Source organism: Betaproteobacteria bacterium, from assembly GCA_009377585.1.
Lineage (GTDB): Bacteria > Pseudomonadota > Gammaproteobacteria > Burkholderiales > WYBJ01 > WYBJ01.
Genome location: WHTS01000009.1, coordinates 34,199 through 46,695 on the forward strand (window position 1 = coordinate 34,199; position 12,497 = coordinate 46,695).

At 65.9% G+C, this 12,497-nt stretch carries 13 protein-coding genes and 1 tRNA gene; 7 read left to right on the forward strand and 7 right to left on the reverse strand.

Features of this window, described 5'->3' with window-relative positions; genetic code table 11:
- Positions 1–6: 6 nt before the first annotated feature.
- Positions 7–984 carry a D-2-hydroxyacid dehydrogenase family protein gene (locus GEV05_05105; protein MPZ42780.1) on the reverse strand — a complete coding sequence of 326 codons (978 nt, stop codon included), beginning with the start codon at positions 982–984 and terminating at the stop codon, positions 7–9.
- A gap of 65 nt (positions 985–1,049) precedes the next feature.
- On the opposite strand from GEV05_05105, the gene GEV05_05110 reads away from it, so the two are divergent.
- Positions 1,050–1,325: a hypothetical protein gene (locus tag GEV05_05110; protein ID MPZ42781.1), complete on the forward strand. Its 276-nt coding sequence runs from the start codon at positions 1,050–1,052 to the stop codon at positions 1,323–1,325.
- A 110-nt stretch (positions 1,326–1,435) separates the two neighbouring features.
- Here GEV05_05110 and GEV05_05115 read toward each other — a convergent pair whose 3' ends face one another.
- The 3 genes from GEV05_05115 to GEV05_05125 all read right to left on the reverse strand — a co-directional run bounded on the left by GEV05_05115 (position 1,436) and on the right by GEV05_05125 (position 4,427).
- Complete coding sequence (locus tag GEV05_05115) at positions 1,436–2,911, reverse strand: anthranilate synthase component I (protein MPZ42782.1); 1,476 nt, start codon at positions 2,909–2,911, stop codon at positions 1,436–1,438.
- Positions 2,912–3,036: 125 nt separating this feature from the next.
- On the reverse strand, positions 3,037–3,672 hold the full coding sequence (locus GEV05_05120) for a phosphoglycolate phosphatase (GenBank protein MPZ42783.1): 636 nt from the start codon (positions 3,670–3,672) through the stop codon (positions 3,037–3,039).
- 56 nt (positions 3,673–3,728) lie between these two features.
- Entirely contained in the window at positions 3,729–4,427 is a 699-nt protein-coding gene (locus GEV05_05125; protein MPZ42784.1) for a ribulose-phosphate 3-epimerase, read from the reverse strand.
- A 384-nt stretch (positions 4,428–4,811) separates the two neighbouring features.
- On the opposite strand from GEV05_05125, the gene apaG reads away from it, so the two are divergent.
- The 3 genes from apaG to GEV05_05140 all read left to right on the forward strand — a co-directional run bounded on the left by apaG (position 4,812) and on the right by GEV05_05140 (position 7,398).
- Positions 4,812–5,195: a Co2+/Mg2+ efflux protein ApaG gene (apaG, locus tag GEV05_05130; protein MPZ42785.1), complete on the forward strand. Its 384-nt coding sequence runs from the start codon at positions 4,812–4,814 to the stop codon at positions 5,193–5,195.
- Between the two features lie 41 nt (positions 5,196–5,236).
- Positions 5,237–5,839, forward strand: a complete 603-nt coding sequence (locus GEV05_05135; GenBank protein ID MPZ42786.1) for a methyltransferase domain-containing protein — start codon at positions 5,237–5,239, stop codon at positions 5,837–5,839.
- A gap of 170 nt (positions 5,840–6,009) precedes the next feature.
- Positions 6,010–7,398 carry a transglycosylase gene (locus GEV05_05140; GenBank protein ID MPZ42787.1) on the forward strand — a complete coding sequence of 463 codons (1,389 nt, stop codon included), beginning with the start codon at positions 6,010–6,012 and terminating at the stop codon, positions 7,396–7,398.
- 386 nt (positions 7,399–7,784) lie between these two features.
- Here the strand turns inward: GEV05_05140 and GEV05_05145 are convergent, their stop codons facing one another.
- The 3 genes from GEV05_05145 to GEV05_05155 are packed head-to-tail and all read right to left on the reverse strand — an operon-like array spanning position 7,785 to position 10,404.
- The gene (locus GEV05_05145; GenBank protein ID MPZ42788.1) at positions 7,785–8,426 is read right to left on the reverse strand and encodes a hypothetical protein; all 642 of its coding nucleotides are present in this window, start codon (positions 8,424–8,426) and stop codon (positions 7,785–7,787) included.
- A 16-nt stretch (positions 8,427–8,442) separates the two neighbouring features.
- Complete coding sequence (locus GEV05_05150) at positions 8,443–9,147, reverse strand: thioredoxin fold domain-containing protein (GenBank protein MPZ42789.1); 705 nt, start codon at positions 9,145–9,147, stop codon at positions 8,443–8,445.
- Positions 9,148–9,198: 51 nt separating this feature from the next.
- On the reverse strand, positions 9,199–10,404 hold the full coding sequence (locus GEV05_05155; GenBank protein ID MPZ42790.1) for a UbiH/UbiF family hydroxylase: 1,206 nt from the start codon (positions 10,402–10,404) through the stop codon (positions 9,199–9,201).
- A gap of 240 nt (positions 10,405–10,644) precedes the next feature.
- Here GEV05_05155 and GEV05_05160 point away from each other — a divergent pair.
- From GEV05_05160 to miaB, 3 genes are all read left to right on the forward strand, one after another.
- Positions 10,645–10,721 (forward strand) — tRNA-Met (locus tag GEV05_05160).
- An 87-nt stretch (positions 10,722–10,808) separates the two neighbouring features.
- Positions 10,809–11,150, forward strand: coding sequence for a hypothetical protein (locus GEV05_05165; GenBank protein ID MPZ42791.1), 342 nt, complete (start codon positions 10,809–10,811; stop codon positions 11,148–11,150).
- Between the two features lie 7 nt (positions 11,151–11,157).
- Positions 11,158–12,486, forward strand: coding sequence for a tRNA (N6-isopentenyl adenosine(37)-C2)-methylthiotransferase MiaB (gene miaB, locus GEV05_05170; GenBank protein MPZ42792.1), 1,329 nt, complete (start codon positions 11,158–11,160; stop codon positions 12,484–12,486).
- Positions 12,487–12,497: the final 11 nt, after the last annotated feature.

A 12,497-nucleotide genomic window follows, 5' to 3' on the forward strand; every position in this document is an offset into this window, starting at 1 on the left:
CATTCGCTATGGTCGCGCCCGGACATCCGGATTGACCATGTGGATCGGCTCGCCGTCGATATAGGCGAGCACCTGCTGAAAAATGTCGCGGAAGGCGACTTCCATTTCGTCGCGGGTGACGTAGCCGATATGCGGTGTGCATACCACGTTGTCCGTGGTAAGCAGCGGATGGCTCGGGTCGCGCACCGGCTCCTGGTCGAAGACATCCATGGCGGCCATCCCGGGCCGCCCCGAGCGCAGGGCTGACGCGAGCGCCCCGGGCCCGATGAGGCCGGCGCGGCTGGTATTGACGATGAGCGCGTCCGGTTTCATGCGCCGCAGGTCTTCTTCGGTGACGATGCCGCGGGTCGCATCGACCAGCCGCATGTGCAGCGAGACGATGTCGCAGTGCTCGAAAAACTCCTCCTTGCTCGCGGCGACGTCCCAGCCTTCCTTGCTCGCCCGCTCGCGCGAAGCTTCTCGCGCCCAGACGAGCACCTTCATGCCGAAGGCGCGCGCGTATCCGGCCACCGCGCCGCCGATGCGTCCCCAGCCGTAGATGCCGAGCGTCTTGCCACGCACCGTGCGCCCGACGCCGCATTGCCAGTTGCCCGCGCGCAGCGATGCCATCTGCTGCGGAATCTGGCGCATGGCAGCAAGGACGAGCGCCCAGGTCAGCTCCGCGGTCGCGTACGACGGCGTGCCCGCATGCATGTTCGAGCAAACCAGCACGCCGCGTTCGGTACACGCCTCGATATCGATATGCGGCCAGACGCTGCGCTGGCTGATGAGCCGCAGCCGCGGCAGCCGCTCGATGAGCGGCCGGCGGATCTGCGTGCGCTCGCGGATGAGCACCAGCACTTCGGTGTCTTGCAGCCGCTCAGCCAGCCGGTCGACCTCCTGCACGTGATCGTTCCAGATGGTCATCTGGTGGCCGTCGAGCATGCGATAGCAATCGAGGGTGCGCACCGTATCGTGATAGTCGTCGAGTATGGTGATGTTCATGTCGTTCTCCATGTTCAGGCGTCGACCTCGACGCGCCATTCAGCAGCGGCAAACGGCTCGCCTCGCTGCCGGGTATCCCGACGATTGCCGAGACAACCGGAAAGCCGATCGATATTTCGCTTTGGCTGGGCACCTTCGCGCCTGCCGCAACGCCTGCGGCGATCATCCAACGGCTCAACGCCGAGATTAACAAGGCGCTCGCGCTTCCGGCCACGCGGCAGCGGATGCAAGCAGTCGGTGCGGAAGCGGTGGGGGGCACGCCGCAAAAGCTGGCCGAACTGGTCGATTCCGAGATCGAGCGCTGGACCCGGACGATCAAGCCCATCATGCGCGCGAAATAACCGAGGCCGACCCACCTTCGGAAGTCGCAACTCCGCCAGGAGTAACCGTACCCGACAAAGCCGGGGGTTCCTGCTCTTGGCCAAGCACTACCGGAACGTAATCCCCGGGCTCAATCGAAACGCGTATCGAGCCCGCTTTGCGCCATCTCGGCCGCGCGCAGCAGCGCCCGCGCCTTGTTCTCGGTCTCGGTCCATTCGCTTTCGGCGACCGAATCGGCGACGATGCCAGCGCCTGCCTGCACCAGCAGCCGCCCATCCTTCACCAGCCCGGTGCGGATCGCGATCGCCACATCCATGTCGCCCGAGAAGCTCAAGTAGCCCACGGCGCCGGCATAGATGCCGCGTTTGCTCGGCTCCAGCTCGTCGATGATCTCCATCGCCCGCACCTTCGGCGCACCCGACACCGTCCCGGCGGGAAACGACGCCCGCAGCACGTCCATCGCGCTCATCCCGGGTCGCAGCTTCCCTTCGACGTTGGACACGATGTGCATGACGTGCGAATAGTGCTCGATGCCCATGTTCTCGGTCACGTGCACGGTGCCGAGCTGGGCGATGCGCCCCACGTCGTTGCGTCCCAGGTCCATCAGCATGACGTGCTCGGCGCGTTCCTTCGGATCCGCGAGCAGGTCGGCGGCGAGGCGTGCATCCTCTTCACGCGTGGCGCCGCGCGGGCGGGTGCCGGCGATCGGCCGTACCGTCACGGTGTCGCCTTCGAGCCGCACCAGGATCTCCGGCGAGGCGCCCACGATCTGGTAGCCGCCGAAGTCCAGGTAGAACATGTAGGGAGACGGATTGAGCGCGCGCAACGCCCGGTAGAGCGCGAGCGGCGAGGCGTCGAACGGCTGGCTCATGCGCTGCGAGAGCACCACCTGCATGATGTCGCCGTCGACGATGTAGCGCTTGGCCCGCTCCACCGCGGCGATGAATCCTGCGCGCGCGAATTCGCTGCTCGGATCGGCTGGCGGTCGAGGCCGCTCGGCGGGAATCGCAACGGGCTGGCGCAGCTTGTGCACCAGCTCGGCCAGCCGCGCGCGTCCGCGTTCGTAGGCATCGGGCTGCGCCGGATCGACGTAGACGATGAAATAAAGCTTGCCCTTGAGATTGTCGACCACCGCAACCTCGGTCGATGCGAGCAGCACGATGTCGGGCGTGTCCACGCTGTCCGGCTTGCGGGTCTGGGCGAGCCTGCGCTCGAAGTAGCGCACGCAGTCGTAGCCGAAGCAACCGACCAGCCCGCCGCAGAACCGGGGCAGGGTTTCGGGCACGAACACATTGAAGCGATTGCGATAGGCGGCGACGAATTCGAGCGGATCGTCGAGCTCGCGGCGCTCGACGACTTCGCCGTCGCGGATCTCGACGCATTCGCGCCCGCGCACTTCGATCCGGTTACCGGTCGGCAGGCCGATGAACGAATAGCGGCCGAAGCGCTCGCCCCCCTGCACCGATTCGAGCAGATAGCTGTTCGGCGCGTTGGCGAGCTTGAGATAGACGGAAAGCGGCGTATCGAGATCGGCGAAGGTCTCGACGGTGAGTGGAATGCGGTTATAGCCCCGGGCGGCGAGCGCCCGGAATTCGGACTCGGTCATGGCATCCTCGCGGAAAGTGTCGGTTCAAGCGCCCGGGCCGCAAGGCCGCGGGTGCGCACGGGCAACGTTCGAGCCATGGCACCATCGCCATCGCCTCGCGTCGCCTGCCGACACCGTCCCGAGAATCATGAATGAAGCTTCCGTACGAGAGCCGCTGCTTCGATGAGAGAAGGCACTATAGCATCCACATCCAGGGAGCGTACATCGTGGCCTTCGTTATAGCCGTAGCTGACGCAAAACACCGGGCAGCCCGCGGCGCGCGCCGCCTGGGCGTCGTTGATCGAATCGCCGATCATCAGCATCTGCGCCGGTTGCACCTGCATGCGCGCGGCCGCGTGCGTGAGCGGCTGAGGATCGGGTTTCTTCTGCGGCAGCGTATCGCCGCACACGACCACCGGGAAATAACGCGCGAATCCGATGCGCTCGAGCAACGGCGCGGTGAAGCGAGATGACTTGTTGGTGATACAGGCCAGCGGCAGGCCCGCCCGGGTCAGCGCATCCAGTCCCTCGCGCACCCCCGGATAGATCGTGGTGGTATCGCCGTTCACGCGCTCGTAATTGGCCTCGTACACCGGCATGGCTTTCGCCACCAATGCCTGGTCGGGCTCGGCTTCGAGCGCTGCGCGCAAGGAGCGCTCGACCAGGTTGGAGATGCCTTTGCCGACGAAGGTGCGCACCAGTTCGAGCTCGAGCTTCGGCAACCGCAGTTCGCCCAGGGTGCGATTGACCGCGGCACAGAGATCCTCGATCGTATCGAGCATGGTGCCGTCCAGGTCGATGGCAACAGCCCGGACAGCGAGCGGAAATTCGACCGCGCTCACGGCCCGACGCTCGCGCTTGCGCTGGCGCACGCACGATCGAGCTCCGCGCGCATCGCGCTGATAGTGGCCGCGTAGTCGTCGGCGCCGAAGATCGCCGTGCCGGCGACGAAGGTGTCGGCGCCGGCGAGCCCGATCTCGCCGATATTGTCGACCTTCACGCCGCCGTCGACCTCCAGCCAGATGTCGCGCCCGCTACGCTCGATGCGCCGGCGCGCCTCGCGCAACTTGTCGAGCGCCTGAGGGATGAACTGCTGGCCGCCGAAGCCGGGGTTGACCGACATGATGAGAATCAGATCCACCTTGTCCATGACGTGATCGAGATACACGAGCGGTGTCGCCGGGTTGAATACCAGGCCCGCCTTGCAGCCGTGGCTGCGGATCAAGGCGAGCGTTCGGTCGATATGCTCGGAAGCTTCCGGATGGAAGGATATGACGTTGGCACCGGCGTGGGCGAAATCGGGGACGATACGATCCACCGGCTTCACCATCAGATGCACGTCGATCGGCGCCTCGACCAGCGGCCGAATGGCGGCGCACACGACCGGACCGACCGTCAGATTGGGCACGTAGTGGTTGTCCATCACGTCGAAATGAATGATATCGGCGCCGGCCGCGACCACCCGTTCGACCTCGTCGCCCAGATGCGCGAAGTCGGCGGAGAGAATGCTCGGTGCGATTCGAAACGTTCGTGCCATGGCAGTCCTTGCGCCGAAGAGACTCGCCGCCAAAGACAATGGGGTCGTGCGAATGATGGCCCGATTCTAACCTAGCGTCCTGAGTCCAGGTTCGTCGCAGAAATCTCGAACGTCTGCCCTGAGGCCAAGCGGGCAAAAGTGTCGAAATCGGCGCCAGACGCGGAACGCGACACCACAGCCAGGTTGGACACCTGGCGAGGATTCGCGACAATGTATGGCGTCGATTCTCGGCATCTTTTGCGCGGCGAATTTCGGACTCAGGACGCTAGGGTCGTCGTCGTTGCGGTTCGCCGTGCGGCGAGGCTCTTCGTCGGTGCTACGGACAGGCGCCCGGGACGGGCGGGATGGCTTGCCATCGATTCCGATTTGGAGTGCAATACCTCGATGAGTGAGCCCGGCAAGTACGACATTCGCGTGAACGCGCGCACGACCTATCTGGCGAATCAGTCCGACGAAGCGGCCGGGCGCTACGTGTTCGCATACACCATCACCATCACCAACGCAGGTACGGTTGCGGCGCAATTGGTCAGCCGCCATTGGATCATCACCGACGCAAACGAAAAGGTGCAGGAAGTGCGCGGGCTGGGCGTGGTGGGCAGCCAGCCGCTGCTCGAGCCGCACGAGAGCTTCGAGTACACGAGCGGAACGGCAATCGCAACCGGCGTGGGTACGATGCGCGGCAGCTACCAGATGATGGCGGCGGACGGACACAAGTTCGACGCCCCGATCCCGGAGTTCACGCTCAGCATCCCGCGGGTATTGCACTGACTTGCGCGACTGCGCTGGCGCGGCAACCCGGCGCGAGAGGCGTGAAGCTTTCGACTTCGTATCGCTGGATCGCCCCGTTCTACGACGCAGTCGTGGCCGCACCGCTGGCGGCCGCCCGGCACGCAAGCCTCGCCAGTATTCCGGCCAGCGGGCGCTTGCAGATTCTCTTGAGCGGCGTGGGCACGGGGCTCGACCTGCGCCATGTACCGACCTGCCATCGCTATGTCGCAACCGATCTCGTGGCAGCGATGCTCATGCGCGCGCTGCCGCGAACGCAGGGTCTCGACTGTGCGCTGGCCCGCGCAGACAGTACGCGCCTGCCTTTCGAAGCGGGAGCGTTCGACCTCGTCATCCTGCATCTGATCGTGGCGGTGGTCGGCGAGCCCGCATCGGTGCTGGCGGAGGCGGCGCGGGTCACGCGCCCCGGCGGCACGCTGCTCGTGCTCGACAAGTTTCTCGCCCCGTCGCGCCCGGCTCCGTTACGGCGACTGATGAGCCCGCTCGCCGGCCGGATCGCAACGCGGCTCGATGTCGTGTTCGAGGACGTGCTGGCGCGCGTGCCGGAATTGCACGTGGCCAGCGACCAACCGGCGCTGGCGGGCGGCTGGTTTCGCCGCATCGTGCTGCGCAAGAACGCCGCCTGAGCAATGTTCCGGGCTAGCGCTTGTCCTCGCTGTCCTTGCCGTGCCCGTCCTTGTCGTGCCCGAGCTGCGGCGGGGAATCTTCTTCGCGCCGCCGCGACGAACCCATGGTGAGCCAGACGATCAGCGCCAGCAGGCAGAGCGCAACGAAGGCTTCGAGGGCAATGACCCACATGGTCGATGAGCGAGGACGGTTGTCGTTGGTGGAAGGCAAGCTCGGCGCAAGCGTGCGCCGCGCGAGCCGGCACTTTAGTCGATCCGCGCGCACAAGCCAATCGGGCTTGCGTTTGCTCGTACTGCTGTTCGCGCTGGTTGGCACCGCCTGCAGCATGCAGCCGCCCGCGAGCGAACCGGCGCCGAAACCCCCGGCCGGCGAACCGGGCGCGCCAAAAGCGCCGCCGGCTGCGAAGCGCCCGGTCACGGAACCGGGCGGCGAACCGGTCGCGCCGACGCCGCCGCCGCTCGCGCAACCGGCGGAGCCCGGTACGACGACGAAATCGTCCGCGTTCGCTGCTGCCGGATTCGACGATCTGCCCGGGTGGAAGCGTGACGACCATGCCTCGGCACTGGCCGCCTTCGTGCGCGGATGCGAAGCCTTGGCCACGCGCGAGGCTTGGCGTGCTGCGTGTATGGCGGCCCGCAAGGTGCCGCGTGCGAGTCCTGCGGCCGCCCGGCGCTATTTCGAAGCGCATTTTCTTCCGTACCGCGCGCTCAACGAACAAGGCGGCGATCGAGGGCTCATCACCGGTTACTACGAGCCGCTGCTGCACGGCAGCCGCAAACCCTCCGCGCGGTATCGCTTTCCGCTGTATGGCGTACCCGACGATTTGCTCGTGGTCGACCTGTCCGAGCTGCACCCCGAGCTCAAGGGACGGCGCGTGCGCGGGCGCCTCGAAGGCCGGCGCGTGGTGCCCTACTACTCGCGCGCGCAGATCGAAAACGGGCAGGCGCCGTTCGACGCCGAGGTGCTCTACTGGGTGGACGATCCGATCGACCTGTTCTTCCTGCAAGTGCAAGGCTCCGGCCAGATCCGTCTGGATAGTGGCGAGCGGGTGCGGATCGGCTACGGCGACCAGAACGGGTATCCGTATCGCTCCATCGGCCGGTTCCTGATCGACCGTGGCGAGCTTGCGCCCGACAAGGCGTCGATGCAGGCGATCAAGGAGTGGGCACGAAAGAATCCCGACAAGCTGCCCGAGGTGCTGCAGCACAACGCGAGCTACGTCTTCTTTCGCGAGCTCGCGTCGGACTTGCCCGGGCCGCTCGGAGCGCTCGGCGTGCCGGTCAGCGCCGGCCGCTCGCTCGCCGTCGATCCACGCCATGTCCCGCTCGGCGCGCCGGTGTATCTGGCGACGACCTGGCCGAATACGCAACGTCCGTTGCAGCGGCTGGTGATGGCGCAGGATGCGGGCAGCGCGATTCGCGGTCCGATTCGCGGCGATTACTTCTGGGGCCATGGCGACCAGGCCGGCGTGCAGGCCGGACGCATGCGCCAAAGCGGCCGCATGTGGGTGCTGTTGCCGCTCGGCGTTTCGCCCGAGCGCCTACTGCCGAACTATTGATCGTTCCGTATTGGACGACAGTCCAATACGGACACGACGCTCCCCTCTCCCCCCGGGAGAGGGGTTGGGGGTGAGGGACGAGCGTGACATGAAATTGGGAACGCTCGATAGCCGCCTGCGATCGGCCAACGTATATGCATCGTCCGGCAAGCTCACGGCGCCGCCTCCGATCGTTCAGCGTATATGAACCGTCAGGGTGTCGGCGGCTGCGCCGATTCGCTTTGCGGTCGATCCCCACTGCGTGGGTCCACCTCCGAACCGCAGCGGCAGACGAACCGCCAAACCGTCGGTGGCCGGCGTTGCTCGCTTTGCGGTCGATCCCCGCAAGCGGGGCCCCTCGCCCGGGAAGCTCGCAACGCCCCCCTCACCCGGGAAGCTCACTGGCGCTACCCGGGACCGACGACGAAGCGTACGCGGCTGCGCACCGTGCGCCCATCCTTGATGGCCGGCGAAAACTTGAGCGCGCTGCACAGCTCGGTGGCTGCCGCCGTGAAAAGCCCGACCGGCTTGACCGCGAGCACGGTGGCCTGGTTGACGGTCCCCACCTCGTCGATCATGAGCTCGTAGGTCACTTCGCCGGTTGCGCCGTGCGGGTAGCAGGCGTCCGGCCGAGTCAAGGGCGCGGGCGGGCGATCGAGCGCGGTGATGGCATAGTAGGTCGAATCGGCGGCAAGCGGCGCTTGCGCACCGACTGCGGCGTTGCTGGCCCGGTCATTCCCGAGCGGCGCCGACGCGCTCGCCGTCACCAGCGGTTCGTGCGCGGGCGCCGTCTGCGACGCGGCGCGGAAGCTCGTGGCCGGGCTTTCGGCCACTGCCTGCATCGACGCCAAGGCGGACGCTGCCGGCTCCGGCTCGGCCGGCTCGATCCGCGCCTCGATCGGCATCCCGGGTGCCATCGGGATGTCCGGTGGCCCGGCCCGAATCGCCAGGATCACCGCGGCATGCAATACGGCCGAGAGCGCCAGGGCAAACGCAAGGCGCCGGGCCGTATCGGCATCGAAGCTTGCATCCCACGCGATCCGCGCCATGAGGCTTGATGACCCGTCAGTTGCCGGGACGCCCCGACTGGCTCGCCAAATCGAGCAGCTTGCTGAGATCGGCGGCGGGCAGCGTGCCCGGTACGCGGCTGCCGTCGGCGAAAATCAAGGTCGGCGTGCCCTTGATGCCTTTGTCCTGACCATACTGCACCAGTTTTTCCAGCGGCGCGTCGCAGTTCGCCGCCGCCTTGGGCGCGATGTCCTTCAGCATGAGATCGGTCCACGCCTTGGCGCGATCCTTCGAACACCAGACCGCGCGCGCCTTCTCCACCGAGTCGTTGGACAGTATGGGAAGCAGGAAGACGTGCAGCGTCACGTCCTTGACGTTCACGAGCTCCTGCTCGAGGCGCTTGCAATAGGGACAATTCGGATCGGTGAAGTAGGCGAGCTTGCGCTTGCCGTTGCCGCGCACGACCTTGAACGATTGCTGCAGCGGCAGCGAATCGAACGGGATCGCCTGCAGCTTGCGCAGCCGCTCGGCGGTGAGGTCGGTGCGGGTCTTGACATCCACCATGCGGCCTTCCGCGATGATGTAGCTCACGTCCTTGTCGGTGTAGATGATGACGCCGTTGGCGAACACCTCGTAGATGCCCGGCAGCGGAGTGCGGACGACGCTTTCGACGGCAATGCCGGGATAGCGCGCCTGCATGTTCTTGCGCACCTCGGCTTCGTTGGCGCTCGCGATCCCGCTTGCCACCAACGCCGCAAACATACAGGCCCACACGAACGATCGTTTCAACTCAGGCTCCTTATGCCGCGCCCTTCAAGCGAGCGCGTGCTCGATGAGAATATTCTTCAGGGGCACGATTGCATTGGTGAACTGCAGCCCCGTGTTGCGCAGCCAGCTTGCGCCGTATGCGCGCGTGGCAAACAGCCGCTGCAGTCCGTCCGTGGTCCACTGCATCGCCGCGACCGTCTCACGGCGCGCGCGCGCATAGCGGCGCAGCAGCCGGTGGTCGCCGCAATCGTCCTGCGGTCCGCGTTCGCGTAGCACGCGGGCCAGCTCGCACGCATCCTGGAAGCCGAGATTCAAGCCCTGCCCGGCAAGCGGATGGACCACGTGCGCGGCATCGCCGAGCAGCGCCAGGCGCGGGCGCACGGTCTGCGCGACCCGCAATAGGTGCAAGGGAAAAGATCGGGGCAACGTCACCAGGCGCATAGCGCCTAAGGCATGACGGCAGGCGGTCGCGACCTCGTGTTCGAAATCGTGCGGTTCGTGCGCCAGCAGACGCGCGGCGTGAGCGTCCGAGGTAGACCAGACCAGCGACACGCGGTTCCCGGGCAAGGGCAGCAAGGCAACCACGCCTCCAGAGACGAACCACTGGCGCGCGATCGATTCGTGGCCGAGCTCGGTTTCGAAATTGGCGACCACACCCTGCTGGCCGTAGGCGCGCACGCTGTGCTCCATACCCGCCATTTCGCGCACCCACGAATTCATTCCGTCGGCGCCGACCACGAGCCGCGCATCGATCGATCGGCCGTCGGCGAGATCGACCAGCACGCCCTCCTCGCCCAGCGCCAGGGCGACCGGCGAATGGCCGAACAGCCGAGCGGGGCCGCCCGGTTCGGCGTTCGCCGCCGCCAATGCCTGCTGAATTTCGCGGCCCTCGACGATGTAGCACAGCTCCGGGATCGCACAGTCGTAGGCGCTGAAGATGATCTCGGCGCCTTGCGCATCGCCGAAAACCTGCATGGCTTCGACGCAGGCAATGCGCTCGGACGCAATGCGTCCCCACGCACCGCACTGGTCGAGGAAGTCTTTCGAACCCGGGCTGATCGCATAGATTCGGCTGTCCCCGCCGTCTTGCGAGGGCTCGGCGGGAACCTCGGCATCGAGCAGCAGCGTGCGCAAACCGCTCGAGCGCAATGCTCTCGCGAAGCCGGCGCCCACCAGGCCGGCACCGATCACGAGCACGTCGCATTCAACTGCAGCCCGTGCGCTATCCGAATCCGCAGTCTTGCCTTGCAATGTTGCTCCTTACACCGTACGCAATCGGCAGTTTACGACCGGCCCGGTTGCCGCTGTAACCACCACCGCCAGGCGGTGCAGCGTTCGCGATGAGCGGTTCGAATCCCTCGCACTATCGACTTCGGTTACCTTCAATGTGAGGCAATGCGCTCACGCCCCTTTGCCTGGCCGAGCACACGATTCATGCCATAATACGAGCCCCGCGCGCGTCCGGCTCGATGCGCGTGCGGCGGCATATCGGGTGATGTAGCTCAACCGGTTAGAGCGCCACACTCATAATGTGGAGGTTGAGGGTTCGAGTCCCTCCATCACTACCAACCACAGCTCGTCGCCTGTCGCAGCGCGGCCAAACCGCCCGCCGTCGGCCGGGCTATAATGTGCCCGAAACAAATTCCTGATTCTCTATGGCTTTCGACCGACTCGCAAACCTGCTGGCGGGGCTGATCCTGGGCATCTGGCTCGCGCTCGATCCCGGGCAGGCTTATTCGCAGCTACGCACGCTGCCCGCAAACGCCAAGCGCGCCGAGCTCACCGGCTACCAGAGCCCGTTCGTGGTCATTGGCGGCGAGGTGCGCCGGCTCGCCCCCGGTGCAGTGATCTTCGACATCAACAACCGCACCATAACGCCCGGCTTCCTGCCGGCGAAAGCCGACGTGGTCTATACGATCGATCAGACCGGGTCGGTGATGCGCATCTACCTGCTCAACGCGCAGGAACAGCAGAGACTGGACGCGGCCCGGCGCTAGCGCCTTCATGACGAGCAAAGTCTTCATTCGCACCTTCGGCTGCCAGATGAACGAGTACGACTCGGACAAGATGGCAGACGTGCTGCACGCTGCGCGTGGAATGGAGCCCACCGACGACCCCGGTGAGGCCGACGTAATTCTCTTCAACACCTGCTCGGTGCGGGAGAAGGCGCAAGAAAAAGTGTTCCACGACCTGGGCCGCGTCAAGCATCTGAAGCGTTCGCGTCCGGGGTTGCTGATCGGCGTGGGCGGATGCGTGGCGAGCCAGGAGGGCGCGCAAATCGTCGCGCGCGCGCCCTACGTCGACCTGGTGTTCGGCCCGCAAACGCTGCATCGGCTGCCCGCATTGATCGACGAGCGCATTCGCACCGGCAAGGCGCAAGTCGACATCTCGTTTCCCGAGATCGAGAAATTCGACGCGCTGCCACCCGCGCGGGTCGAGGGCGTAGCCGCATTCGTCTCCATCATGGAAGGCTGCAGCAAATACTGCACATTCTGCGTCGTGCCGTATACCCGCGGCGAGGAGGTCTCGCGCCCGCTTGACGACGTGCTGACCGAAGTCGCAGTGCTCGCTCAGCAGGACGTGAAGGAAGTGACGCTGCTCGGCCAGAACGTCAACGCCTGGCGAGGGCGACTAACCGACGGCGGGCTCGGCGATTTCGCCCTGCTGCTCGAGTACGTCGCGGAAATTCCGGGCATCGATCGCATCCGCTTCACCACCTCGCATCCGAAGGAATTCACGCAACGCCTGATCGATGCCTACGCGGCGGTCCCGCAGCTCGTGAGCCACGTGCATTTGCCGGTGCAATGCGGCTCGGACCGGATCCTCGCCGCTATGAAGCGCGGCTATAGCGCGCTCGAGTACAAGTCGATCGTACGCAGGCTGCGCGCCGTGCGCGCCGATCTATCGCTTTCTTCGGATTTCATCGTCGGCTTTCCCGGCGAAACCGAGGCCGACTTCGAAGCCACCGTTCGCCTGGTGGAAGAGGTCGGCTTCGATGCGAGCTTCAGCTTCGTGTTCAGCGCGCGTCCCGGCACGCCGGCAGCAAACTTCCACGACGACACACCGCAGGCCACCAAGCTTGCGCGGCTGCAACGCCTGCAGGCACTGATCGAGCAGCAGGCGCAGGCGATCGGAGCAGCTATGGTCGGCACGCGCCAGCGCGTGCTGATCGATTCGCATGCCCGCAAGGATGCGCGCGAATTGAGCGGGCGCACCGACAACAACCGGGTGGTCAATTTCGCCGGGCCCGAGCGCCTTCTCGGCCGCTTCGCCGATGTCGAGATCACGCAGGCGTTGCCGCATTCTCTGCGCGGGCGCTTGCTTACGGCATAACGCTCGAATTC

Coding starts and splice junctions, on each gene's coding strand:
- GEV05_05140 (MPZ42787.1), top strand. CDS start 6,010: ATGGTCGATGAGCGAGGACGGTTGTCGTTGGTGGAAGGCAAGCTCGGC.
- GEV05_05145 (MPZ42788.1), bottom strand. CDS start 8,426: ATGGCGCGGATCGCGTGGGATGCAAGCTTCGATGCCGATACGGCCCGG.
- GEV05_05115 (MPZ42782.1), bottom strand. CDS start 2,911: ATGACCGAGTCCGAATTCCGGGCGCTCGCCGCCCGGGGCTATAACCGC.
- GEV05_05125 (MPZ42784.1), bottom strand. CDS start 4,427: ATGGCACGAACGTTTCGAATCGCACCGAGCATTCTCTCCGCCGACTTC.
- miaB (MPZ42792.1), top strand. CDS start 11,158: ATGACGAGCAAAGTCTTCATTCGCACCTTCGGCTGCCAGATGAACGAG.
- apaG (MPZ42785.1), top strand. CDS start 4,812: ATGAGTGAGCCCGGCAAGTACGACATTCGCGTGAACGCGCGCACGACC.
- GEV05_05150 (MPZ42789.1), bottom strand. CDS start 9,147: ATGTTTGCGGCGTTGGTGGCAAGCGGGATCGCGAGCGCCAACGAAGCC.
- GEV05_05105 (MPZ42780.1), bottom strand. CDS start 984: ATGAACATCACCATACTCGACGACTATCACGATACGGTGCGCACCCTC.
- GEV05_05165 (MPZ42791.1), top strand. CDS start 10,809: ATGGCTTTCGACCGACTCGCAAACCTGCTGGCGGGGCTGATCCTGGGC.
- GEV05_05120 (MPZ42783.1), bottom strand. CDS start 3,672: ATGCTCGATACGATCGAGGATCTCTGTGCCGCGGTCAATCGCACCCTG.